At 44.4% G+C, this 24,713-nt stretch carries 26 protein-coding genes, 1 pseudogene and 1 riboswitch; of the genes and pseudogenes, 9 read left to right on the top strand and 18 right to left on the bottom strand.

What is annotated here, in order from left to right; translation table 11 throughout:
- Positions 1-23 precede the first annotated feature (23 nt).
- Positions 24-1,850 (top strand): DNA ligase D, encoded by a 1,827-nt coding sequence (locus tag CEF21_RS09335; RefSeq protein WP_241156848.1) that lies wholly within the window; start codon positions 24-26, stop codon positions 1,848-1,850.
- Between the two features lie 132 nt (positions 1,851-1,982).
- Here CEF21_RS09335 and CEF21_RS09330 read toward each other — a convergent pair whose 3' ends face one another.
- A complete protein-coding gene (locus CEF21_RS09330; protein WP_123915587.1) occupies positions 1,983-3,671 on the bottom strand; it encodes a putative bifunctional diguanylate cyclase/phosphodiesterase in 1,689 nt (562 codons plus the stop codon).
- A 276-nt stretch (positions 3,672-3,947) separates the two neighbouring features.
- On the opposite strand from CEF21_RS09330, the gene CEF21_RS09325 reads away from it, so the two are divergent.
- A complete protein-coding gene (locus tag CEF21_RS09325) occupies positions 3,948-4,775 on the top strand; it encodes a hypothetical protein (RefSeq protein WP_123915584.1) in 828 nt (275 codons plus the stop codon).
- Between the two features lie 112 nt (positions 4,776-4,887).
- Here CEF21_RS09325 and CEF21_RS09320 read toward each other — a convergent pair whose 3' ends face one another.
- Both CEF21_RS09320 and CEF21_RS09315 read right to left on the bottom strand, forming a co-directional pair.
- A complete protein-coding gene (locus CEF21_RS09320; protein ID WP_123915581.1) occupies positions 4,888-5,349 on the bottom strand; it encodes a MarR family winged helix-turn-helix transcriptional regulator in 462 nt (153 codons plus the stop codon).
- A 328-nt stretch (positions 5,350-5,677) separates the two neighbouring features.
- Entirely contained in the window at positions 5,678-5,857 is a 180-nt protein-coding gene (locus tag CEF21_RS09315; RefSeq protein WP_123915578.1) for a Fur-regulated basic protein FbpA, read from the bottom strand.
- 179 nt (positions 5,858-6,036) lie between these two features.
- Here CEF21_RS09315 and CEF21_RS09310 point away from each other — a divergent pair, with 179 nt between their 5' ends.
- Both CEF21_RS09310 and CEF21_RS09305 read left to right on the top strand, forming a co-directional pair.
- The gene (locus CEF21_RS09310; RefSeq protein ID WP_123915575.1) at positions 6,037-6,306 is read left to right on the top strand and encodes a hypothetical protein; all 270 of its coding nucleotides are present in this window, start codon (positions 6,037-6,039) and stop codon (positions 6,304-6,306) included.
- 307 nt (positions 6,307-6,613) lie between these two features.
- Positions 6,614-6,946: a MerR family transcriptional regulator gene (locus tag CEF21_RS09305; protein WP_123915573.1), complete on the top strand. Its 333-nt coding sequence runs from the start codon at positions 6,614-6,616 to the stop codon at positions 6,944-6,946.
- Between the two features lie 406 nt (positions 6,947-7,352).
- Here CEF21_RS09305 and CEF21_RS21935 read toward each other — a convergent pair whose 3' ends face one another.
- The gene (locus CEF21_RS21935; RefSeq protein ID WP_481747670.1) at positions 7,353-8,171 is read right to left on the bottom strand and encodes a methyl-accepting chemotaxis protein; all 819 of its coding nucleotides are present in this window, start codon (positions 8,169-8,171) and stop codon (positions 7,353-7,355) included.
- 150 nt (positions 8,172-8,321) lie between these two features.
- Positions 8,322-8,543: pseudogene (locus CEF21_RS21930) on the bottom strand (hypothetical protein); the annotation flags it as partial.
- A gap of 721 nt (positions 8,544-9,264) precedes the next feature.
- Between CEF21_RS21930 and CEF21_RS09295 the strand changes: the two are divergent.
- Entirely contained in the window at positions 9,265-9,462 is a 198-nt protein-coding gene (locus CEF21_RS09295) for an aspartyl-phosphate phosphatase Spo0E family protein (protein WP_241156805.1), read from the top strand.
- Between the two features lie 30 nt (positions 9,463-9,492).
- On the opposite strand, the gene mgtE is transcribed toward CEF21_RS09295, so the two are convergent.
- Positions 9,493-10,851 (bottom strand): magnesium transporter, encoded by a 1,359-nt coding sequence (gene mgtE / locus CEF21_RS09290; protein ID WP_123915566.1) that lies wholly within the window; start codon positions 10,849-10,851, stop codon positions 9,493-9,495.
- A 218-nt stretch (positions 10,852-11,069) separates the two neighbouring features.
- Positions 11,070-11,234: riboswitch (M-box (ykoK) riboswitch) on the bottom strand.
- Positions 11,235-11,376: 142 nt separating this feature from the next.
- On the opposite strand from mgtE, the gene CEF21_RS09285 reads away from it, so the two are divergent.
- On the top strand, positions 11,377-12,024 hold the full coding sequence (locus CEF21_RS09285) for an MOSC domain-containing protein (RefSeq protein ID WP_123915563.1): 648 nt from the start codon (positions 11,377-11,379) through the stop codon (positions 12,022-12,024).
- Positions 12,025-12,311: 287 nt separating this feature from the next.
- On the opposite strand, the gene CEF21_RS09280 is transcribed toward CEF21_RS09285, so the two are convergent.
- Both CEF21_RS09280 and CEF21_RS09275 read right to left on the bottom strand, forming a co-directional pair.
- On the bottom strand, positions 12,312-12,473 hold the full coding sequence (locus CEF21_RS09280; protein ID WP_123915561.1) for a transcriptional regulator SplA domain-containing protein: 162 nt from the start codon (positions 12,471-12,473) through the stop codon (positions 12,312-12,314).
- 147 nt (positions 12,474-12,620) lie between these two features.
- On the bottom strand, positions 12,621-13,349 hold the full coding sequence (locus CEF21_RS09275) for a Bax inhibitor-1/YccA family protein (RefSeq protein WP_123920115.1): 729 nt from the start codon (positions 13,347-13,349) through the stop codon (positions 12,621-12,623).
- A gap of 348 nt (positions 13,350-13,697) precedes the next feature.
- Here CEF21_RS09275 and CEF21_RS09270 point away from each other — a divergent pair, with 348 nt between their 5' ends.
- Positions 13,698-14,015, top strand: coding sequence for a hypothetical protein (locus tag CEF21_RS09270; protein ID WP_123915558.1), 318 nt, complete (start codon positions 13,698-13,700; stop codon positions 14,013-14,015).
- A gap of 33 nt (positions 14,016-14,048) precedes the next feature.
- On the opposite strand, the gene CEF21_RS09265 is transcribed toward CEF21_RS09270, so the two are convergent.
- A complete protein-coding gene (locus CEF21_RS09265) occupies positions 14,049-14,984 on the bottom strand; it encodes a CAP domain-containing protein (protein ID WP_123915555.1) in 936 nt (311 codons plus the stop codon).
- A gap of 257 nt (positions 14,985-15,241) precedes the next feature.
- Between CEF21_RS09265 and aldA the strand changes: the two genes are divergently transcribed.
- Positions 15,242-16,693, top strand: a complete 1,452-nt coding sequence (gene aldA, locus CEF21_RS09260; protein WP_123915552.1) for an aldehyde dehydrogenase — start codon at positions 15,242-15,244, stop codon at positions 16,691-16,693.
- 510 nt (positions 16,694-17,203) lie between these two features.
- Here aldA and CEF21_RS09255 read toward each other — a convergent pair.
- The 5 genes from CEF21_RS09255 to CEF21_RS09235 form a co-directional block, all read right to left on the bottom strand.
- Positions 17,204-17,959 (bottom strand): TspO/MBR family protein, encoded by a 756-nt coding sequence (locus tag CEF21_RS09255; protein ID WP_123915550.1) that lies wholly within the window; start codon positions 17,957-17,959, stop codon positions 17,204-17,206.
- Positions 17,960-18,102: 143 nt separating this feature from the next.
- Positions 18,103-18,762, bottom strand: a complete 660-nt coding sequence (locus CEF21_RS09250; protein WP_123915547.1) for a YwaF family protein — start codon at positions 18,760-18,762, stop codon at positions 18,103-18,105.
- Positions 18,763-18,925: 163 nt separating this feature from the next.
- Positions 18,926-19,723 (bottom strand): thermonuclease family protein, encoded by a 798-nt coding sequence (locus CEF21_RS09245; protein WP_241156804.1) that lies wholly within the window; start codon positions 19,721-19,723, stop codon positions 18,926-18,928.
- A 78-nt stretch (positions 19,724-19,801) separates the two neighbouring features.
- The gene (locus tag CEF21_RS09240) at positions 19,802-20,179 is read right to left on the bottom strand and encodes a hypothetical protein (protein ID WP_123915544.1); all 378 of its coding nucleotides are present in this window, start codon (positions 20,177-20,179) and stop codon (positions 19,802-19,804) included.
- A 148-nt stretch (positions 20,180-20,327) separates the two neighbouring features.
- A complete protein-coding gene (locus CEF21_RS09235) occupies positions 20,328-20,651 on the bottom strand; it encodes a YnfA family protein (RefSeq protein WP_123915540.1) in 324 nt (107 codons plus the stop codon).
- A 199-nt stretch (positions 20,652-20,850) separates the two neighbouring features.
- On the opposite strand from CEF21_RS09235, the gene CEF21_RS09230 reads away from it, so the two are divergent.
- Positions 20,851-21,525 (top strand): serine/threonine-protein kinase, encoded by a 675-nt coding sequence (locus tag CEF21_RS09230; RefSeq protein ID WP_241156803.1) that lies wholly within the window; start codon positions 20,851-20,853, stop codon positions 21,523-21,525.
- 59 nt (positions 21,526-21,584) lie between these two features.
- On the opposite strand, the gene thiE is transcribed toward CEF21_RS09230, so the two are convergent.
- The 4 genes from thiE to CEF21_RS09210 form a co-directional block, all read right to left on the bottom strand.
- A complete protein-coding gene (gene thiE / locus CEF21_RS09225; RefSeq protein ID WP_123915537.1) occupies positions 21,585-22,247 on the bottom strand; it encodes a thiamine phosphate synthase in 663 nt (220 codons plus the stop codon).
- Complete coding sequence (gene thiD / locus CEF21_RS09220) at positions 22,244-23,050, bottom strand: bifunctional hydroxymethylpyrimidine kinase/phosphomethylpyrimidine kinase (protein ID WP_123915534.1); 807 nt, start codon at positions 23,048-23,050, stop codon at positions 22,244-22,246. The genes thiE and thiD overlap by 4 nt, the downstream gene beginning before the upstream one ends.
- Complete coding sequence (thiM, locus tag CEF21_RS09215; RefSeq protein WP_481747645.1) at positions 23,047-23,862, bottom strand: hydroxyethylthiazole kinase; 816 nt, start codon at positions 23,860-23,862, stop codon at positions 23,047-23,049. Before thiM ends, thiD begins: the two co-directional genes overlap by 4 nt.
- A gap of 248 nt (positions 23,863-24,110) precedes the next feature.
- Positions 24,111-24,395, bottom strand: a complete 285-nt coding sequence (locus CEF21_RS09210) for a DUF4282 domain-containing protein (protein ID WP_123915531.1) — start codon at positions 24,393-24,395, stop codon at positions 24,111-24,113.
- Positions 24,396-24,713: the final 318 nt, after the last annotated feature.

Here is a 24,713-nt window from a genome sequence, read left to right as displayed (position 1 = left end):
CGGAGGTGTTTCTGTTGAAACCAATGCTCCCTGTTCTTTCTTCCAAGTCGCCCTCCGGTTCTGACTGGGTCTACGAAGTGAAGTATGACGGCTTTCGGGCCATCTTATACATAGATGAATCGTCCATTTCACTGGTCAGCAGAAATGGGAAGGATTTGCTTCATGCTTTTCCGGAGATCTATGAGTTTGTCCAGCAACATAGATACAAACTCAATCCGTTTCTTCCATTGACTCTTGATGGAGAACTTGTTTCTCTTTGTCATCCTTTTGCATCCGATTTTCAAAAGCTTCAAATCCGCGGACGTCTGAAATCAGCTGCCAAAATCAAACAGGCCTCTACCAATGAGCCGTGCAGACTGCTTATATTTGATATCCTCTTACTTCATGGAAAACCGAAGCATGATGAAATCTATTCATCAAGAAAAGCAGAGCTTGAAGACTTCTTTCAAAAAACCGGGTTTCCTCTCTCTCCATCCGGGGAGGCTGAGGAATTGATCCAAATGATACCTTTTTATCCTAATTGCGACTCCTTATGGGATAAAGTTCAGCTTTTCGGAGGGGAAGGAATTGTAGCAAAGAATCTTAGGGGAAAATGGCTGGCTGGAAAGAGAACGGAATCCTGGAAAAAAGTAAAAAACTACAGATCGGCCACGCTATTCATCACGGGCTATGATGAAGAAAACGGATACTTCGAAACTGGTTTGTTCCGCGACGGGCTGATCTACTCTCCCGGTTCCTTTTCGCATGGACTGCAAGGAAAGGATCGGGAAGCCCTTATCCAGATTGTAAAAAAAAATGCTTCAGAAACGAGCAAAGCTTTCATCAAAATCGAACCTGCCATTTGCGTTCGCATTCACTTCCTTTCCTTTTATAAGGAACGTTTGAGGGAACCATCATTTGCGGGCTTTGATTTTCAATCAGCTCCCGAAAAGTGCACATGGGAACACTTTCAGCTGGATGCTGCCCCGCTGCACAGCGACGTTCAGGTCACCCATCCTGACAAACCAATATGGAAAAGCCCGGCTGTCACTAAGCTCCAGTATCTTCTATACCTCTTAAAGATTGCTCCTTATTTGCTTCCGCTGCTGAAGGACAGAGTTCTGACTTTGATTCGGTATCCGCATGGATCCGGCGGAGAACAATTTTACCAGAAGAACAAACCTGATTATGCTCCGTCCTTTATTCAATCCGCTGTGCATGAAGGCATTGACTATATGACGTGCAGACACCTCTCCGATTTGATTTGGCTCGGAAATCAGCTCGCTCTTGAATTTCACGTTCCTTTCGAGCGAATTTCAGAGAAGAAGCCGATGGAAATCGTATTTGACCTCGATCCTCCGGACAGAAATGCATTTCACCTTGCTGTATCCGCAGCCATGCAACTCGAAATACTTTTTAAGGAATTCGGCCTTGTTTCTTTTCCGAAACTGTCCGGAGGAAAAGGAATTCAAATACATATTCCTTTATCGGGTAATCTTCTGACTTATGAAGATACCCGTACGTTTACATCGTTTATAGCCGATTACCTGACAAGAAAATTTCCGGATGCCTTCACGACCGAACGGTTAAAAAAGCACCGGGCCGGCCGGCTGTATATTGATTATCTGCAGCACGGAGAAGGGAAAACCATCATTGCCCCCTATTCACCGAGAGGAGCGGAAGGAGCCTGTGTAGCCGCACCCCTTTTATGGGAAGAAGTGACAGACAATCTGTCACCTTCGGATTTTACCGTTTTTACTGTTTTTGACCATCTCATAAAAAGAGGCTGCCCCTTTGAGAATTATCTGAATAGCCCTCAAGATGAGACAGTCTCTAACGTGATTGCATTTATCCGGAAAAATCTGCCCTGAAATAGAGAGGGTGTCCAGTACGTCTCTTTCTAGTTTCTCCCATTTAGATAGGACTTCTTCACAAAGAAAACCCCCGGGATGCCGACCGGGGGTTCATTCCATTTTTCTATAAAGCAGGATTTTTGAGCTTCATTAAGAGATGTATTGTTTTCCAAGCATTTCTGTAATCTGTTCCTGCGGCAGAGGCCTGCTGAACAAAAAGCCCTGCATATGGTGGCAACCGTGTGCTTCCAAAAATGCGGCCTGGGTTTGAGACTCTACCCCTTCAGCAATCATCTGAAGCCCTAAATTTTCTGCGAGACCGATAATTGCTTTAATGACAATCTCGTCCTGCTTGCTGCTCAGCATTTTCTGCACAAAACTCCGGTCAATTTTTATTTTATCCAGAGGAAGCTGTGTCAAATAGCTTAATGAGCTGTAGCCTGTCCCAAAATCATCGATACTCAAATGTATATTGATATTTTTCAGCTCACGGATCGTTCTAAGAAATGTATCGCTGTTGTGCATCGAAAGGCTTTCCGTAAATTCCAGCTCAAAATGATCCGGAATAATGCCGTTCTCTTCAAGGACACTTGATACCATTGGAACAAGATCCGGCTGATAAAATTGTTTAACGGACAGATTCATACTCAGCCTTAATGTCGGACATGCTGTCTGCTGCCAATACCTGAGCTGGCGGCAGGCTTCCTGCATGCTCCATTTGCCGATTTCAATAATCAAACCGGTTTCTTCTGCGATGGGAATGAACTCTGCAGGCGAAACGATGCCAAGCTCCGGGTGCTTCCATCGCAAAAGGACTTCCATTCCGGTAATGTGCTTGGTTCTTGTATCATACTGCGGCTGATAGTACAGAAGGAATTCATTCCGCTTCAGTGCATGCATAAGTTCCTTCTGTAAATAATAGCGCCGTTCAATCGCCTGGCTCTTCTCTTCGCTGTACGTTCCGAGCGGAGATTCTTTGCTGATTCTTAAAGCCAAATCGCTTTTTTTAAGAAGGAGATCCGGATTCGTTCCATGATCCGGGTAAATCGCTACCCCGAAGCTGACTTTAACATGGTACTCCTGTTCCTCTGACAGATAACGCTTTTTAAATCCCCTCGCCAATTCGCTCGCGATGCTGTAGAAAAACTCGGTATCCTCTAAACTTTCTACAATGACCACAAATTCATCATTAAAAAAACGGCCTACAAAATATTGTTTAGGAACAAGTTTTCTCAGCTCCTGCCCCACCTGGCGGATGATGGCATCTCCCGTTTTCTTTCCAAACATTTCATTGATGTATTTAAACCGGTCTATATTGACCTTGATAATCGCCGTCCGGACAATTTCTTCAGATGTAATCTTTTCTAATTTCTTCATGACAAGGCGGTCATTGGGAAGCTTCGTCAATTCATCATAATAAGAAGAATGCGCTATTTTTTCTTCAGCCCTTCTCATCTCTGTCATATCATGATAATTAAGGAAAAAACCGCTTACCTTCTTGTTCGCCAAAATAGGAAAGGCGGTCACCGCACACACCCTGCCCTTTTGGGTCAAAACGTCGCACTCGTTCGGCAGGAGGGACTCTTCCGCCCCTTTGATCAGTGCCTCCGTTTGGCTCCATTCATTATGTGTCATCAAATTAGAGCACATATGGCCCTCTAATGAGTGACGGTCCATGCCAAATAAACTGCATGCAGAATCATTTGCGTACAGGATCATCCCCTGGCAATCCAGTCGCAAAATAGCGTCCCGATGATACTTATATAAAAATTCAAAGGAGTTATCTCGCTCCTGAACCGGTTTGCTGTATTCACTGTATTCAGGAAGACTTGACGTCATAAAGCTCTCCTCCTTGCTGCTAAACAACTGTATGTTCTTTGTATCGTCAAGTTCATCTATTTATAAAGGGTAAAAAGTCTCATAATCACGATATAGCACATTTTATTTCGCATCAGCCTGCTATCAGGCTTAATGGGAGGCACCATTCGTACAGGCTGCCGCCTTGCAGTTCATGTTTTTTCGGTCACGCATTCTTACATTTATCACCGCTTTTTGTTTAAAAACATTTTTATTGCTCAAACTAACCATAACGTCTTGATACGGGAGAATTGCGACATGCCCCATATATTCTGGTATCTTCTCCTTTTATTCTTTTCCATGATTCTGTTTCTTTTTTGCGGAATGAAAGATTGGAGAAGACTTCTTCCTTTATGGCTTTTTAATTCAGGTCTTTCTTATTTATTTGAACTTATTGTATATGTGGTTTACGACTGTTATTTATACAAACCAAATGTATTTGACGACCAGTTTACAGACAGCACCTTCGGCTCCATTTTCAGTCAGGGTCTATCTGTTCCGGCTGCGGCAGCCTTCGCTGCCATCTATCATCTGGGAATCAAGGCTATTTTGTTATTCAGCCTTCTCTTTTCAGTGATTGAAATATGGTTTCTTCAACTGAATATATATGAGCATATATGGTGGAGAACCCCGTACACCTTTATATTTATACCCGTTATATTTTACCTTTCTAAATATTGGTATGCCCGTTTAAAAACCGAACAGCCTTTCACTCAAGTATTTACCCATTACATCTGCATGATTACAATATCGATAACCATTACCTGGCTGTTATTTGCCATTCATCCGAGCATCGTTTTTCAAACAGGCCTTTTCGGAGAAAGCAGCCGGGATCACACTTTTACCAATGCGATGTATTCCATCTTCATATCCGTTTTCTACACCGCCATCGCCTTCATCCGCCCTTTTATATGGAGAGGCTTACTGTTCACGGTCATTTTACTGACTGATACCGTTCTGTATAAAAACCATATTCTGTTCATACAGCATGATCATGAAGCAGCATCAATCGTAATGATTCATCTCTTTTTTATCGGAACGGCCCTTTTATTGCAAAGGCTTTTACCTTTACGCTCCAGAGAGTAATGGAACTTAATAATTCCTGCTTGTTCGCTTTGTTCGATACGGATGCATAACTTCCACCATTGTTTGCAAGAATCACAAATAGGGCCCGGCTTGTGTGCCGGGCCCTGCTGCTTTACCTGAAAAGCAAATGCTGACTGTGCAAGCCAGCTTTCTTAAGAAGCTGATTCAGCTGTTCCTGCTCCTCGCTTGAAAGTCCTGAGAAAGCGCGAGTGATACGGAGTGCATGAATGGGATAGATTTCATCCATATATTCCTCCCCTTTTTGAGTCAGCTTTGCATAAATAGACCGCTTGTCCCGCGGATCCTGTTCACGGACAATGTATTGATTTTTTTCCAGCTTATCGATCACATAGGTGACATTCCCGCTGACAAGCAAGAGACGTGTGCCAATCTGCTGAAGCTTTTGGGCCCCCTTTGTATAAAGCAATTCCAGCACAGCAAATTCAGTCGGATTAAACCCATGTTCTTTGCTATCCCTGATCGAATGCTCCGAGATGCTTTTAAACGCTTTCGCAAATACCCTGAACAGAGCCAATGCTTGATCCGTTTCTTCTTGCGTGTAAGAAAATCTCATTTTATCGCCCTCTTAAATATTTTCAAAATTCTCAAATTTTATCTTTATTTTACTATGAAGGAGGTAATAATTAAAGGAGGTTTTCATAAAACATTTACTTTGAGGCAAATGACTCAAATGGAAGGTGCCTGATGGCGCTTTAAATCGCTTAGGGCGGGGGATTACTTGTAAGAAGAGATTGCTATCAAACCCTCTTTTTCACGAGTGCTTTGGGGGCTTTAAAAATTCAGGATGGATTTTTTGCCTTTACAATCGATAGCTGTAAAAAGGACCGTGCTTATTTTTCATGCGGCATAAAAAAGGAATCTGCCCCAATTGAGCAAATTCCTTATGGCGCTGGTTTTCGTTTAATGGCCGGAATGCTATGATAAAAATAGACATATTCATTTTTCAGTTCAGAAATCGTCATCCTCTGCAGCACATCGTTATTATAAACCCCAATTGCAAGGAGCTTTTGTGCATAATAATTTCTCTGTTCTTCAAGGGCAAATTTCAGGAGTTTGCTCATCTTGTGTCCCTCCTTTCCATTCTTATCTTTTTCATTACTCCTACCATACCCAATCAATGTAAGCAGACGGTTAACTCAATGTAAAAATTTCATATGAAGATATTAAGATTGCTTAAAAGTATGGGAAATGTGAAAGCTGTCAAAAATGGGTTTATTCGAATTAGAAAGAAGGATAAACCATGGAACCAAAGCTTCTCGCATTCGACCTGTTTAAACATTATTATTTTTCCATTGAAGATGAACCGGAGCAGACGCAGTTCATGATGCTCTCTGCTGAAGCCGGAACTCTTTCTTTATCCGTTTATGATCAGGAAGCATTCTATGAAGTGACGGTATTATATCATTCGTCGCTGCTTCAAGACTGGCTCACCCAATTTGAGGAAACGGTTCGATTACGGACTCTGTCTCTTCATCTGGCGAAGCTCGCCGTTTTGGACGAGGCGCAATAATTCATATGCGTCTTTTCCTGCCGTCCGTAAAAGCTCTTCCAGTAGCCGGTCTCTCTTTACATCCAGTTCAGTCAGGGTTCGGGCAAGCTTTAGTGCTTTGCCAGGTTCCATTGGATCGCCTCCTTCTATAACGGATACCCTTATACTATCAGCTCACTGAACGGCCATCTTCAAACTTGATACGAAATCTCACATCCAAATTGCTAAGACTTTACGAAATGGAAGAAAATCTAACATAAATGAAGAATTTCTTTCCATCCTCTAGTATAGTAAAGGAAAGATTTGTTTCCTCAGAGGAGTGAGTCCATTGCAAGAAGAGCGGTCTTACAAGGATAAAAAAGTCATCTCAATCGGGACAGTGAGCGAGCTTACGGGTCTGTCAGTCAGACAAATCCGCTATTATGAAGAACGGCAGCTGATTTCTCCCCAGCGAAGCTCAAAAGGAACAAGGAAGTATTCATTCTCTGACGTGGAAAGGCTGATGAACATAGCCGACCTCAGAGAAGAGGGTGTCCAGACGACCGAAATTCTGAAGGATATAAGAAGGAAAGAAGAAAAGATGAATAACAATCAGGCCCACCTCCGCAAAAAAATGCTCCAGGGGCAGCTGAATGCTCATTTCCAATATAAGAGCAACTAATGATAGAGGACAGCTGAAGCAGCGGCTCTTGCAAAAGAGTGTGCGGCTTGTGCTCAATCTAACGCAGCCTCTGATTTCAGCCGGAATTTCGCAGCTTCTCTTTCAATCGATAGGTGTTAAAGGATTAAAGCATTCCGTTAAGAAAACGAAGGATCTGAATCGTCTAATCTATAAAAAACAGGGAAACGCATTCTAAGCGTTTCCCTGTTTTTGTTTAATGGATAACCAGACTGCCGGAAGCCGCAAGGCGGCACTCCGGCTGTAGTAGTGGGGCAGATGAGACCACGGACTTACGTTTAAGGAGGATCACTGCCCGCCCTGGATCATGAAGCTCGAATCAGCCTTAACTGATCCAATCGCCATAGCAAGACCGCTATCTTACAATCCTTCCCGGAACGCATCTTTTTTAATGTTTAAATTGGTTCACCGATAAAGCCAGTTTCTCAGAAAGGCCTGATAGATGGATTGAATTTTCTCTTACCATTTCCATTGTTCCGTTTGCCTGTTCCGCTGCTGCTGCTGTTTGCTCGATTCCTGCCGCCGCTTCTTCAGAAACGCTTGCAATATTGGAAATCGCATCATCCATATTCCTGCCCCTTTCGAGGAGGTCGTCGAGCCTGCTGGAAATCAGGGTGATTCCCGATGAGACCTCTTCCACCTTTTCATGAATGATTTCAAAGGAATGGCCTGTCTTCTCGATCGATGTTTTACCTTTTAACACTTGCTCATATCCGGTTTTTAAATCGAGAGCCACTGCCCCGGTTTCCGATCGGACACTGTTTACAATGGCATCAATATCATCTACAGAATGGGATACCTGTTCTGCAAGTTTTCTTACCTCATCCGCAACAACGGCAAAACCTTTTCCATGTTCACCAGCACGCGCGGCCTCGATGGCGGCATTGAGCGAGAGTAAATTCGTCTGATCGGCGACCGATTGGATGACTTCCATGAGCTTCGAAATTTTTCTTGACTGCTCGTCTAATCCTGCTACCTTTGAAACCGAAGTTTTCATGACCTCATAAATGCGGTTCATGTCTTCTATGGATTGAGTCATTAAACTCCTTCCGTTTTTGGTTTCACGCAAAACTTCTCCGGCAGACTTGGCTGCCAGTTCTCCTCCTGCAGCTGATTCACCCATTTTGTCGAGAAAATGGCCCATATTTTCCGCCATGTCTGCGGCAGACTCGGCCTGGCTTTCTGCTCCGAGCGTCAATTCCTGCATCGTAGAAGCTATTTGTTCACTGCCTTCCTTGACCTGAATGGATGAAGTCTGAAGCTTGCCGCTTTGATGTTCAATTTCGCCAGCGGCAGATTTAATCTCGCCCACAAGCGTTAAAAGAGTCAAATTCATGGCATTGGCAGAGTCAATGAGTGTCCCTAATTCATTTTTATTGTTCGATGGCAGCGTGTCCCGCTTTAATACGCCTGAAGCAATTTCATTCATCTTCTTCGTCAGCTGAGAAATGGGACGGGCTATAATTTTAGATGTTCTGAAAGCAATAAATAGTCCGGCGCCGGCAATCAGGAACGAGAAAACGAGAATAACAATCGATGTCACTTCACCGCCGCGGATGATTTGGATACCGGAGTTCATAATTTGCTTTTCACGTTCATTTGCCATGCTCATATAATCTTTGATCAGCTCATTGGAAATGGTTTGAGGCTCTTTTGACAGATTTTGTACAGCCTGTATTTTGAAGCCTCCCTCATACCGGGAAATAACATCGTCTTCCAGGAGCTTATGCCAGTCTGCGGTCTTTTTGATCAGCGACCGAATCTCAGGATTGTCGCTTGCAGCAAGCAAATCTTTCTGCAGGGACTCCCCTTCTTTTTTCAGTTTTTCATACTCGTCCTTATAAGATGGGCTGTCATATAGGAAATACGCCCGGATTGTAGAAGCCTGCTGGGCTAAATTGTATGAGAGCTTTTCACTTAAAATTAAAGAAGCAGTCTCCACATTCACAATTCGTTCTGTGTCCATTTTGGTTTTATAGATGCTCGCAAAATTAAGTACGGCAAGCAGTACACTTAATCCAATCAGAAATCCAAAACCGGTCACCAGTATTTTCCGAACACTCTTCACATTTTTCTGTGTCTTTTTCATATGGACCCCCTATTACATTATGCCTCCATCTATTTTACTATTAGAATGTTCTAAAAGGAATAACTTTTGCATATTTTCAGCAAATTTATGCTGTTTTTGTCAAATCATGTACTATTTTGTCTAACTTTTTTCCTCCATTCCCCTTATGTTTCTCTTTATTCTTTCGATATAATGTATATAGGATAATAATTGGCAATGAGGGGGGAGTGCCTTGAACCTTTATGAATCGGTTGTGGAAAAATATCGACAAAGAATGGTAGAAGTAGCCGGAAAACATGGGTATACTGCGAAAGAAACGGTGAGAGCAAGCCAGGATTTGGATAAGCTTCTTAATATGAGCACCCATCCGATGCGGCAGGGCACTGTCCGTAATTATGAAAACATCCATTATTCAATAAAAAAGAGCTGATTCAGATTATATTCTGAATCAGCTCTTTTTTTATTGGATATGCTGCAAAAAGGCGGTAGCAATTCCAAAATAAATGAGCAGCGATAAAATATCATTTAATGTTGTAATGAGAGGCCCGGAAGCAATCGCAGGGTCAATTTTCATCCGGTCAAGCAGGATGGGGATAATGGTTCCCGCCATCGTACCGATAATAAGCGTGAAGAAAAGAGAGGATCCGACAACAAGACCAAGAAGCGGATTCCCCTGCCAAATCACAGCAATTCCGGTAATCAGAATCCCGCACACGACCCCGATCAATAAACCGACGCGCAGCTCCCTGAAAATAAGCCGGAATACCATTTTCGAATCCAGGTCATTTTGTGCAAGGCCCCTTACGACGACCGCCAATGACTGTGTGCCGGTATTCCCGGTCATCCCTGCAATCATCGGCATGAAAAAGGCGAGAGCGACGACTCTGTTTAATGTGCTTTCAAAAAAGCTGATGATACTCCCGGACACAAGACCGATAAATAACAGCAAAATCAGCCACGGCAGCCTTCTGTACGCTGCCGTTAAAGCTTTTGTTTCAAAATCAATAGCTTTACCGGATGCGGCAAATTTTTCATAATCTTCATTGGCTTCCTGAATAACAATATCAATGACGTCATCTACTGTTACAATCCCTACAAGAACATGATCTTCTTCCACGACCGGCAGTGCGAGGAAGTCATAGCGCTCAATGAGCCGGGCTACTTCTTCCTGATCGGCATCCGCTTTAATGGAGATGACCCGGGTGTACATAATATCTTCAATCAGTTCTTCCCGCTCCCCAAGGATTAAATCGCGGTAGGAGACTACACCTACAAGCTGCTTTTGTTCGTTGATGACATAAAGGTAGTTGATGGCTTCTGCAATTTCAGCAAACGCCTTTAGTTTGACGACTGCATCCCATACAGTGAAGTGCTGTGGAATCCATACGAAACGGTTCGTCATAATCCGCCCTGCAGTTTCAGCCGGATAATTCATCAGCGTTTGAACCGCCTCGGATTCTTCCTGCTCCATGCTTGAAAGGAGCTGGTCCTTAAGCTCCGGCTCAAGCTCCTCGAGCAGCTGGGCCAAGTCATCATTGTCCATCTTGTTCATGACTTGGACACCCTTCACCTTTCCGACTTTATTAAAAAGCGCGAGCTGAAAAGGGCGTTCCAGTTCCTGCATAAGTGCTGTAATATCATCTACGTTCAAAAACGATAAAAAGCGGGCATAATGCTTTTCCGGCATTTCCTTAAAAATGCTGGCCATATCATATGGCTGCAGTTCTTCTATTAAATCCCGGAATTCTTTTCGCTTTCCATCCCGAAGAAGCAGAATGATGCGAAGAAGAATTTCGTCGTATGTCATGTTTTTCACCATGGATGGTCCTCCTTATTATTCCGCGGAGTCCATCCTATCTGCTGAAATGGCCGGCAGGATCCGATCCGCGGAGTACGTACTATGACTATCTGAATCTATTGTCTGCGGCTCTCCCGATCGGGGATTATCCATGCCAGCACCTCCCAATTTTTATATCATCATGCTATTATAGGAATGAAAAAAACACACCAAGAATGAAGGCGTGTATAAACAAGCTTTCCATTCTTCCATCGTAGAGCTTTAGCACTGTGCAGCATAGGACGATGTCCAGCTGCGTTAAAAATCACCTTAAGTCGATGATTCCTGTTGACCCATTGGCGTCTTTGGACATTTTTGGGCAGCAGCATATCTCCACACAGGAGCCTCACCTAACGAAGAATCTATTCAGTTCACACATTGAGATTACAGAAATTCATCAACTGTGTCAATGAAATTCGGGAACCAATCCCTTCCTTGCCAGTATATGCGGCAATCTCCATAGGGAGAGGCCTGGAACCGCCTATTTTTAATGAGAGGATCTTTTGAATGAGAATTGAATATGTAAGCAAAGGGAAACCGGCAGAACGCATCGATCATAAAGGGAAACCTTACCTTTCAGGTATTCATAAGGAACAAACCAATCATCTGGAAGTATCAGCTGAAAGGGTGACGGGTGATGATGTAGCAAACCATACCTATCACGGAGGACTGGACCGCGTTCTTTGTGTATATCCTTATGAGCACTACACGTTTTGGGAAAAGGAATTCGGAAAACCGCTGCTGAAATCGGCTTTCGGAGAAAATTTAACGGTATCGGGCATGAAGGAAATAGACGTGTGCATCGGAGATCAATACAAAATAGGATCCGTACTCACAGAAGTATCCCAAGGGCGCTATCCATGTGTGACTATTAATCGGAGAACAGGTAACGACCAGCTGCTCTCAAGAATAATCGAAACCGGCTATACCGGGTACTTCTTAAGGATCATTGAACCCGGGACTATTAAACCTGCTGATTCCATTCAGCTGGCCAAACGGGTTACTTCCATTACCGTCGCGGATATTCACCATACCTTTTTTCATAACCGCAGTGACTCGGAAAGCATTCTGAAAATATTAGAGCTCGAACCTCTTGCAGCGGATTGGCACAGGAAATTCGAAGCCCTCGCAGAACGTTCCGGAAAAGGAATCTGAATAAAATAAAAAATGAAAACCAAAACCCCCTGAGCGCTTCATTAGTGAGCATCCAGGGGGTTTATTTTTAACTTGTATTTCTGAACAATCCTTGCGTGCTGATTGGAGCGGAAGGTGCCTGACTTTTGCTAATAGCAGCGGGACACGTGAGTCGCCTCAGACGCAAAGCGCTGAAGAGGCTCACCGCCCGCCCAAGGGTATGCAAGCAACCTGAAGTGGAAATCAGCAAAACAAATGTTAAATAAAAATGAAGAGAAGCTTTGAATCAACCTTACTGGACAGCCCCTTCAATTTTGTTCATCATGTGGGGGCGATTCCAGATCGTCTGATGATAGCAGATGATAGGACTCTTTTAAAAACAATGCCATTCCGTCTTTATTTTTAGGGTGCTGTACGAGCTGCGGATAATCAATGTTCAGCACCTGTTTTTCATTTTCTGAATGATCCATTCAATACAGTCCTCCTTTTCATTTCTTTTAGTATCCCAATTTCTGCAGGAACTATTTAGCGAAATGACAAGATGAGCTGAATGAATAGCCGTTCAAGGCTCTCCGCGCTATGCCGTGAGCGAAAAATAGACATTTCACCCTGCTGTTTCAGCTTCTTGAATTGATTTTTGAAAGCAAACGCAAGATTTCAAGGTAAAGCCAAACCAAGGTTACAAGCAGCGCAAATCCTGCATACCATTCCATATGTTTCGGCAATCCCCTTGCTGCCCCGTGCTCGATAAAATCAAAATCTAGAACTAAATTCAATGCAGCAATGACAATGATAACTAGTGATATGATAATCCCGATGGTATTGGATTCATGAAGAAATGGAACGGCAATTCCAAAAAGACCGAGGACAAATGAAATCAGATATACCATAAACACACCCAGTGTTGCAGCAGCTACCCCAAGACGGAAATTCTGGGTGACTTTGATCAGCCCGCTTCTGTAAATGAGAAGCAATCCAAGGAATACACCCATTGTAATCAGCACTGCCTGCATGACAATTCCTTCATAGAGGCTTGAGTAGTAAGCTGAAATTCCACCGACAAACATTCCTTCAAGCACTGCATAAATCGGTGCTGTAATTGGCGATGCTTTCGGTGCAAAGCTTGTAATCAAAGCAAAAATGAGTCCGCCGATTGCGCCAATCATCATCATTGGCGCAACATTATCTCCCTGCGCTGCATAATACCAGGTAGCTCCCGCTGAAACAACGAGAATAAATAACAGCAAAAATGATTTATGGACCGCACCCATTAAGGTCATGCGGCGGCCGCCGGAATATCCGATCTCTTTTTCAAAAGACTTCATAGTAGGATTAGCTGTTCTCATCACTTGTACACTCCTTTTTCTGTTTCCTTTAATACGGACTAGCCCTTACAAAAGTTTCATGTTTATCATTTAAGTATAGTTTTCCGAAAGGTGTTTTAGTCCTTGTCTATAGACTGCCTTGTTTCTATATACCTTGCTCTCATCCATTCTTAAACTTGCCTGGTCACTTAAAAAGCCACATTCCGTAACAGCGCTTTTAGCATACCCGATTTTCCCCGCCCATTTCCCATTCAAAGAAATCTTTCATCCTCCAGCAGCTCCCAATCAGCAGAAAAAAATAAAAACCTTCTTCTTTTTTTTCTGCAAGTCCATATAAATTGAGGTAAACAGGCAATATGGAGGGATCCAATGATTAAAAAACGCGGGATTAATAAAACGTTCCAATCCATCACTGAAGCAGCCGCGTTAACGGTTTACAGAAGAGAAGTATATTCAGAATACAAAAGGTTTCTGCACCAGCTGCGCCTTCAGCTCCAAGCCCTTCATTCCCTTCTTCACACATTCTCTCTTATGAATCTCGATCAATGGCACCTGTTGAAAACGAAAAAAGAAATCCAGCGAATTCATCTCGACCTTCAATTGCTGCTGACGAAAGAGTTTGTATTCTCCAATGATTTAAAAAGGGTGTGGCTCTCACAAATTCTGAAGGATTTGGATAAGAAATAAGAAAGCAGCCATCTGCTGCGGCTGCTTTCCTTTTTAGATATTTACAAAAAGATGCGTCGCATAGCTCCTGTAGCTGCCTACACCGGCATAGTTAAAAGCAGGATGATATAGAACGTTTTTCAGACTGGCATTGTTTCTCCATAGTTCTCTCTGAGCCTTGGCATTGCTCGCAGTCGTAAATTTATATACAAGGATGCCTGCTTCATTAGGCTGCTGGAATCCAAATTTCATAATCATCTGGCCGACATCGCCGTATTTAGAAGAATATTGACTTAGAATCCCTGTAGAGTGCATATCCTTTGATTTCATCTGAGCGATATAGCTTAATTTTTCACTTAGTGTCATTAATGGCTTTTTACTGCGGTACCGATCCTGGTTCAGCAGAAGAAAAGAATCCAGTTCATCGCTCGTCAGCGTATGATTGAGTGAAAGGTCAGGGACTGCAAAACGGTTCGTTTTCTGGAGTTTTTCCGTTTCGGAAAGATATCCGGTCATTACAGCCGGAACCGCCTTGTACTTGCCAGCCTTCTTAATTTCTACCGCACGTTTTTTTAAGCGGTCTAATTTTTTAAGATTGCTGTCTACATATGTAACACGGTTCAATAAAGCATCTTTTCCTATCACTTTCATCAGACGGTACTGAGAGACTTCATAGATGACGCGCTCTCTCGCAACCTTTGCTGGCGTCACATACTTTTTAGAAAGTGCTTTTCTTTTTGATGATCCCGAAACGCGCCCCACTGCTTTCTCGGCAGCCTGAATTTGTCTGGAAAAGCTGTCATAAGAGCGGTTTACATCATAAATGTCTCCGGATTCAATCAATTTATTAAATCCCCGAAGCTGATAGGCAAGCTTTTCCCCCTGCTGGACTGCGGTGCTGTTTACTGAGGCATGCACTTCCTGCGCAGGCAAAACACCCAGCGCCAGCATAAAACCCAGCCCTAAACCGACTAATTTCTTCTTTTTCATTCTCCCATTCCTCCATACCTAATATGTAAAACAAGTCATAGCAACTATACCCTTCTATAAGCCTATTAAAAACCATTTTTTTCAATTTATTATAAAAATAAGGAATTCGTATGATTCGTTATCCTCTTTTGGACCCTCTCCTAAAATAATCCATCCGGCCTTGAACCTATTTTCCCAGACAGTTTACATGTTTTATTCTCTTTCTTTTGTGGAACGAAATAGATAGTCGCAAAAAAGAAGAAAGAGGAGGATTTACCATGCAAGAACATAAACTATATATCAACGGAGAATATACAAATTCAACATCGAGCGAGATGATCGATGTTGTAAACCCGTCAAATGGAGAAGTGATTTCAAGAATTCCGGACGGCACGAAAGAAGATGCCGAAAAGGCCATTCATGCTGCTTATGAAGCACAAAAGGAATGGGAACAGGTTCCTTCCTATAAACGAGGAAAAATTGTCCGCCAGATCGGCGACGAGATTGAGAAAAAACGCGAAAAAATCATCTCTCTGTTATCAGAGGAACAAGGGAAGCCATATGAACAGTCTTCTGCGGAAGTAGATTTGGCTATTGATTACTTCCGGTATATGTCCGAGTGGGCACGCAGAATTGAAGGAGAAGTGATTCAAAGTGACCGGCCAAATGAGAACATCTTCCTTCACAAACGCCCGATTGGGGTTGTAGGCGGCATTGTGCCATGGAACTTCCCAGTCTTTATTTTCGCCAGAAAAGTGGCAACGGCTCTGATTGCCGGCTGTACCATTGTTTTAAAACCGAGTCAGCAGACACCGAATACAGCAGCGGAACTGACAAAAATCATTGATGAGCTCGACCTTCCAAAAGGCGTTTACAATATGATTACCGGTACAGGATCTACTATTGGAAATGCGCTTGCTGCAAGTCCGAAAGTCGGAATGATTACTATGACCGGCGGAATAGGTGCAGGCACAAAAGTAATGGAAGCAGCCGCTCAGAATATTACGAAAGTCAACCTTGAGCTTGGCGGCAAGGCACCGGCCATCGTCACAAAGAATGCGGACCTTGATTTGGCGGTTGAAAACATTAAAACATCCCGCATTAATAACGCCGGGCAGGCGTGCACAAATGCAGAGCGGGTTTATGTCCATGAATCAGTGGCTGAGGAATTCACAGAAAAACTGGCCGCTGCTTTTAAAAAGGTGAAAGTGGGCGACGCCGTCCATGACAGACATGCTGAAATGGGGCCGCTAGTCAGTGAAGACCGTTTGAAAACGGTTGAGGAAGCTCTCGAAAAGGCCATCAAGGACGGGGCTAAGGTAGCAGCAGGCGGTAAGCGTCCGGATGGAATGAACGGCGGATTCTTCCTCGAACCAACGGTCTTAACCAACGTGACGGATGACATGGATATTATGAAGGATGAAATTTTCGGGCCTGTCCTTCCTGTTACCACGTATACGGATTTGAATGAGGCCATCAGAATGGCGAATGATTCTGTATATGGACTTTCTTCCTCTGTTTACACAGATGATTACAATGAAGCGATGTATGTATCCAATCAGCTGCGCTTCGGAGAAACGTTCGTCAATCGGGAAAATTTTGAAGCGATCCAGGGGTATCATGCCGGAATGCGCCAATCCGGACTGGGCGGCGCGGACGGAAAACACGGACTTGAAGACTTCCTTGTCACTCAGGTTGTGTACATGCAATACAAAACAGATTTAAAGTAAACATAGGCTTAAGAGACTGGGACATAAGTATTTTAGATAATGAAAAACCCGAACGATCAGGTGGATGTAAGTAACTCATTCCCCTAATCGTTCGGGTTTTTATTTGGTTTAAGAAGAGTTTATTCTTCCTAAGAATCTTATCCTTTAGTGGAATGGAGCGGAAGCCACTCAACTCCTTCGGGAAGTAGAGGACGCTTAAGACCCCGCAGGCGCAGCCGAGGAGGCTTAAGCCTTCCTCCCCGCGGAAAGGAAGTGGCTGCAGCGCAATGGAACGAACTTGTTGCTTCAGAATAACCCATTCGTAAGAAACAAAGTTTAGGAAAAATCATTTAGACATTGTTCGTCTTTGAGAATAGTTGTTTCAGTTATGTCCCAGCCTCTTTCATTTCCGGCTAATACAGTCTTAAGGTCTCTAATTGCTAACTGAATCTGCTAAAAAGTTTTCGATCCTCCCTGCTGCTCCCACTGCAGAAATAAACCCCTGCTTTCTTCAAGCAGGGGCGTGTTTTATTATTTTCTTTTCCTAAGCAGAAGCATGCTTCCTTTATACACGATCAGAATCGCAAGCAGAACAGCTGCGACAACAGCGGTTTTTGCTGCGGATGGTACGGCATTCATCTGATTCACCGCGATGGCGATCAGCGCCCAGACAAACACGAGTCCGTATGCAAGGTCGTTTTTGGCAAGGATCATATAGGCTCCCAGGAGGCCGGCCACAATGATCATAATGATTGCCCATGCGAGCTCACCCAATCCGATAAACGAAGTGATTTCGTTCGATTTAAAGAAAATAAATACGTTCACGATTGTCGCGACAGAAATCCATCCCATATAGACCGATATCGGAACGTTCAAGAAAAATTTGGTTTGGCCGGATTTTTCGATAATGGTGTAGATTTTAATAAGCGTGAACAAAAGACCCAGCATAACAACCAGTGTCGCATTAAATAATTCATAATGAAAAAGGACAATCCATAGCGCATTGAGCAGAGCGTTTACAGCAAAATAATAGCCGATATTCCTGTATACCTGTTTCTCCTGATCCGAAACAAAAAACGCCCTCACTACCCAAATCGCCAGGAGCAAATAGATGACACTCCAAATGGCAAAAGCATAGGGTGCAGGTTCAAAAATAACCGGCACTCCAGCAGAAACCTCCCCGGTCGTTTGCCCGTTTAACGGAAGGGCATTGGCTAAAAAATTCATCCCTACCATAATGATGTATGTGAATGCATTCAAAACGGCAAGCATCCTAAACGACTTCATCTGCATCCTCCCTTTCCTTTTACTTCATACATATCCCGAAACTCTCCGGAACATGTCTACCTTTTCCCCGCTTTTCCAATTTCCATTCCCCTTTCAGCCGATTCATGAACATGATTAAACCGGGCTGGTGCCTCCCGTGTTGTTCAGCTCCGTTTCCGAAAAGGCCAATATAGCAGCAGAAAACTAACCAGCATCGTTCCTTCCATGGAAAGCAAGTACCACGGCCAGGGACCAAGCCAATTTAAAAGAGAACCGCCTTCTGGTTTTTTCATGAGATATAAATAATTGGATCCGAGCCATAGATTCAGCAGATAAACTGCCAATGCGTAAAGGTTGATCAAGCCCACCGTTATCCAAAGACTTTTCTTATCCGGTTTGAAATGATTGGCAGCAAACAGCAGACATCCCAGGATAACGGCTCCGTGGGAAATAAAAAAGGTGAAGAAAATGAGATGCGGAAACGGATAGGGACCTAGATCAGGTGCAGCGATGGCCTGTACGGAACTTGCAATGCCTGCGAACCATAGAAATTGAAAGAGCCGCCGGCTTTTTGTGAAAAGCATAAAAGCCGTTAAAATAACGGCCACATCACTTAAATGCAAGGGCAAATCTGAAGAAAAAGACCATCGTCCCGCTTGTGCCTTCCATACATTCTCTGCTGTTATTGCAGTCAGTAAAAGGAATCCCAGCAGGAACCGGATGGAATGAAACCAATCTTTGAAGAAGAACAGAATAAGGAAAAGGAAAAGAAGCAAGCACATCGTCAAAATATGGGGCAGGGAAAACAGCTGGAAGCCGCTCATCGTCGTTATCACCTCTACACCATTGTTTATCCGTTTCTTTTTAATTATTCACTGCAGGAGGCCTCTAAAAAACAGCTCTCCCTCCAAAGAAAGACTTCGCTGCAGACATACAGCTCAAAACAGCAAAAAGGAGAGAAGGCACGGACTCGCCTTCTCCCCTTTTTCATTTAACACAGGCTAGCCCGTCTCCATCTCTGTCCAGCTGATGAGGATCTCCTGGGCCTGCCGCTTCAAAAAATGCCTGGGCTTCTTCATGCGTTTCAAAATCACCGCAATCCCGGTCCGGACCCTTTGGATCAAACGGGACTTTTCCAGGCTGTGAATCCGGCTGAGCAGCCTCTTTCTGCCGTACAGACTGAGTAAAGCCCCTGTCCGTCGCATAATTTTCAAGTGACCAAATCTTCCGTTTTTCTTCTTTCGCCTGCTTTTCAATCCGTTCAAATTGATCAAGATATTTCGTATTCGGCGGGTAAATGGCTACACGGGCGAATCCTTCATTTAACAGGCGCTCATTAAATAATGTACCATCCATCCATATGTATGCGAGAAGCCTGCCAAACCGGTCACGCTCTTCCACTCCCGGTTCCAGTTCAATGTCCTTCCCTAAAAGCTGCTTCTTTGTATAGTCTGATGCTTCTTTCGCGAAAGGCTGGGGATGACCTTGATACTTCCCTCTGCTTTCAGGCGTATCCACTAGAATAAAACGCACCTTCTCGGTTTTGCCATCCTTGAGCCGGACCTTGATCGTATCCCCGTCTGTGACGGAAATAACGGCAGCTTTCATGGTTTGACCTTTCGTTTCCTGCTGTTCTCCATGCTCAGACTCCAGCGGAAGATCCGATTCCGGCTTTACCGGAGCCTCATCCTTTTCCCCTGCCTGCCCAGCCTCCATTTCCTGAACCGAACACCCTGATGCAAAAAGACTGAATAAAATGGCAAAGGTCATCAATATCTTTTTCAATTCGATTAAAACCCCTTTTTCATAAAGATAAATTCCATTATAGAGTCAATGAACAGAATATGCATTCTTTTTTTCGCATCAGCAGCGGACTGCTTTCAGCCGCCTCAAAAAATTGCCCGGCGGCCGATTCGCCTGAAGCAAAGCGCAGTATCTCTCCTTGCTATTCCATCCTGCCGCAGCATCCGGATCCGCCTCACCCTTCATCATCAAAAAACCGCGACGGCTCATAAAGAAAGCAGTCGCGGTTCGGGAATTCAGCGGGCATATCGGATTCTCAGTCTTCCTGACAAGAAATACAGTCATTAAAGCACTGGTTGAAGCTGAATGGAAATAATCTTCTGCATACATTTGAGCAAAAGCGGGAGCAGTCGCCGGAACGAACTTGATTGCATCCGCAATTTCTGCGTCTGCTGGACATTCCTTCTGTATCGCTTTGATGACGGCGGCTTGCCTCATCCATCACCTGCTTAGGTCTGCTGCAGGAGTGGCATTTTTTTCTGGAACTCAAAAAAATCGCCTCCTTTCACTAATAGATTATTCAAACTCTATCAGCCTGGAAGCGACACTTGTCCCTACTAGTAAAAAATTAATAGAATAGAGGATCTTACCTTGGAGCCCATAAAATAATACCTGCTCCTGCCAGGCAAATCAAAGCCCCGAGCCCATCATAAAAATCCGGGGCTTTTCCATCGACTCCCCATCCCCATAATAGGGCAAGAACGATAAACAATCCGCCATAAGCTGCATACACTCTCCCAAAGTCAGGGAAATCCTGAAGTGCCGGCAGAATGCCATATACAATCAGAATGGCTCCTCCCATCGCACCGTACCAAACCGGAAGGCCATTTTTAATCCATAGCCAAATCAGGTACCCACCCCCAATTTCCGCTAATCCTGCCAAAATAAACAACGTAATCGATTTAAACATAAACCCACACACTTTCCATCCATCGTTACAGCCAACATTATACGAAGAACCCTGAAATAACAAGCTTCCGCACACTAAAAACTTCTTACATTCAAGTAGATGACTGGACCGTCAGAAAAGAGTATGATAGATTTATGAATACTCTAAATGGATGAAAGCTAAATCGGGAACCGATTGTTTCCCGGAGGTGATGAATGTGATGAATATCGATTTGGAACTAACAGACAAAGTTTCTGTAAAAAGTGTCGATCCGCTCGATCCGGTGCATGTAGACAATATCCCCGAGGGCTGGGAACTTCTCGGCAGGGGAAATTATGCAGCTGTATTTATACACAAGGATCTTCCTGATAAAATTGTAAAGCTGTACGCTGAAAACCGGGAAGGCGCAGAGAAAGAACAGCAGGTTTACCGCATGCTCGGCAAACATCCTGCCTATTCCGAAATGTACGGATATGGCGACAGGTATCTGATCCTGAAAAAACTGGAAGGCCTTACACTCTATGAAGCTCTCAGAAAAGGGGTATACATTCCTGAAAGAGTGATTAAAGATGTCGATAAAGCCATTAAATACGCCATTGAAGAAGGACTTAGACCTGCTGATATACATGGGAAAAACGTCATGATGAAAGACGGAAGAGGATACATTGTTGATGTCTCCGATTTTTTGGAAGAATTTGAATGCCCCCGCTGGAAAGACTTCAAAAAAGCCTATTACCGGATCTATCTTCCGTTAACCAAGCTTGGAAAATGGAAGATTCCCAGATGGATGCTTGAACGCATTCGGAAAGGCTATCAAAAATATTTAAAAATTAACGGATACTATAAACGGAAAAAACAGAGCAAAGAGACAAAACGCCTGGCTAAAAGAAGCTAGGCGTTTTTTCATATGATCTTGAAACTGGTTCAGTTTATGTATTGCCGAGTGCGTCATGCTTATAAAGAGTCGACCGTTCCATTCACAGCTTTCCTTAATTTTGCTGCTGCATCCAGAGGATGTTCAGCTCTGCTGATGCTTGAAATGACCGAGATGCCCGATGCCCCTGCAAGCACCACCTTTTTAGCGTTATCCGCTGTAATCCCGCCGATTCCGACCATCGGGATTCCAATGTCCGCAGCGTGAATCTGTTCTATGACCAATGTCCCTTTCGCTTCTTTCGCATCCTCTTTGGATGATGTAGGATAGACTGGGCCAACCCCGATATAATCTGCTCCGTCAGCAAGGGCCCGCTCCGCTTCCGCTAAGCTGTGCACAGACACGCCAAGGATCTTCCCTTTTAATCGGTCTCTGATTTCACCTGCAGCCGCATCATCCTGTCCAACGTGGACCCCATCTGCACCGATCTTCAGCGCCAGTTCCACATCGTCATTCACGATAAAAGGAATCCCGGAGGATTTGCAGATTTGCAGGAGATGAGCCGCCAGCTGTTCAATCTCGGCTTCCGTGTGCAGCGATCCCTTTCCCTTTTCGCGGAACTGAAAGAGCGTAATTCCTCCTTTAATAGCCTCCTTCAGTATCTCCGCTATATTCCCGTGGCAGTCCTGTGTGCCCGCGATAAAATACAGCGGGAGATGCTCTTTGATTCCCGTACGGTTCATAGCTCTCTCTCCCTTCTTTTGTATGCCCAGTGATTTGTAGGGCCATGGCCGCCGCCGAATTCAAGTGTTTCTTCAATCGCTGCCTGAATAAATTGCTTAGCCGTCCCTGCTGCTTCTGTCACCGTTTTGCCTTTAGCCAATTCGGCAGTCAGTGCGCTTGAGAAGGTACAGCCGGTTCCGTGTGTGTGTCTCGTATCAACCCGCTTGCTTTTCAGCACTGTGTAGCTCTCCCCGGTAAAAAGCAAATCTGAAGAATACGCTGCATCCTCTTCATGACCGCCTTTAATCAGCACGGAAGCTGCACCCATCTCATGGAGGAGATGACAAGCCTCTTTCTTATCCGTCTCTGAACGAATTGAAAGTCCCGTTAAGGCCTCTGCTTCCGGAATGTTCGGTGTAATCACAGCTGCCAGCGGAATCAAATGTTCAGTCATCGCTTGAATGGCTTCGCGCTGCAGGAGAGTGCTTCCGCCTTTTGCAATCATGACCGGATCAATGACAAGATTCGTCCAGCCAAATTTTTTAATGGCCTCCGCAACGGCGATAATGATTTCTCTGTTAAAAAGCATCCCGGTTTTTACCGCATCCGGCGGGAGGTCTTCTCCTATAGCAGAAGTCTGGGCCGCCACTGCCTCTGCTGACAGAGGATATACACCATGCACCCCAAGCGTATTTTGAGCTGTAACCGCCGTAACCGCGCTCATCCCAAATACCCCGAGCTCCTGAAACGTTTTTAAATCAGCCTGGATTCCTGCTCCGCCCCCGCTGTCTGAGCCAGCGATGGTTAAGGCTTTTTTTATCATTTAAAGCGCCCCCCTTCGATAATGGCACGGGCTGCTACGTCTTTTTCCGTTACATTGTACAGCTGATTTAATAATTCCGTCTGAACCGTTCCAGGCCCTTTTTCAGCTGAAATTTCAGCGGCCAATTCAGCCGCTGTTCCATAGACAGCGAGAGCGGCAGCGGCTGCCCGCAGAGGATCGTTTTCCACAGCGAGAAAGGCGCCTGTCACAGAACTTAAAAGACAGCCTGTCCCTGTAATCTTTGTCAGAATCGGATGCCCGTTCGTAACGGAAACCACTTGATTTCCATCTGAAATGAAATCGGTTGCCCCTGTCACGGCCACCACGGTTTCAAGGCTATTCGCTGCTTTCCATGCAAGCTCTTTTAAGTCACCTTCGGCTTTGCCGGAGTCCACACCTTTCATCGTCCATTTTTCACCCGCTGCATTCGCAATCTCCCCTGCATTTCCGCGGATCACCGCAAACCGGACTTCCTCTAAAATTCTTTTTGCAGACCTTGCCCGGAACTCTGTTGCCCCTGCAGCAACGGGATCCAGGACAACCGGGACCCCATGCTGATTAGCGGACTTTCCAGCAAGAATCATAGACTCAACCGTCCGTTCCGTAAGGGTGCCAATATTCAAAACGAGTGCATCCGCCATACGGGCCATTTCTTCAACCTCTTCTTTTGCATCTGCCATCACCGGTGATGCACCCAGGGCTAGAAGACCGTTCGCGGTAAAATTGGAAACCACAATGTTTGTAATGTTGTGAACGAGCGGATTTTTCTCTCTCACTTTTTTAAGCATCAATCCCGCATCTTTTGCATTCAAACCATTTCATCCTCTCCGGAAGGGGCTTACTGCAGGTATGTACCATATAAAAAAAGGCATTCCGCCCCGAAGCGAAATGCCTTTATCATCCCATCATGATAAAGCTGTACATTTTCCCTACGCTGGCATTATCCAACAGGTTCACCCGGTCTACGGCGGTTTAGCCGTACTCTCAGCCTGCATCCGCAAGCTCCCGTTCCGTGTATTTTTAACGTAAGTGTATCCCTTACCGTGATGAAAATCAAGCTTTACACGAGCTTCTCTTCATCCTCTGTATGATCGGATGCCATTTTGCCAAGGGATTCATTCATTTTGAACAGGACAATGAGCAGCTCACAATAAATCCTTATCGCAAACGGCCCCAGAACCAGCGTAAACAGCCCCATCAATATCTGAAGCCCGGGTGTCATGGAACTTGCCGAACTGAATACCATCACTGCACCGGTCAGCACACTGATCCCGCTCCCGATATAAAATATAATCGTAATAATAGCCGGAGTAATCATTTTATTAAAATTCAGAAACTCCTTCATCTGCACCCATCCTCTCATTTGAGTTTATCTTCAAACAATAGGTATGCAGACTTTTCCCCATACATTCCATGATCCGGATTTAGTCCCCTTTTCGCCGCCATTCGTCTGTTTGTCCCAGCCTGCCGAGATCCATATAATTCCATCTTTATTCAATCAAGAAAAACCACCCACGACCATCCTCTTAAAAGTCTGCTTCCAAGAAAGCTTCATGGTTCAATAGAGCCCCCTAAAAACGGATACAAGGTGAAAAGTCCGCTACCATCTTCCCCTTTTGCAATTAGTACATAAAAGCGCATTCAATTTCGAATAGAATATGGG

Source organism: Bacillus sp. FJAT-42376, from assembly GCF_003816055.1.
GTDB lineage: Bacteria > Bacillota > Bacilli > Bacillales > Bacillaceae > Metabacillus_B.
Note: the sequence above shows the minus strand (reverse complement) of the source record. Positions and strands in the feature narration are given on the sequence as shown.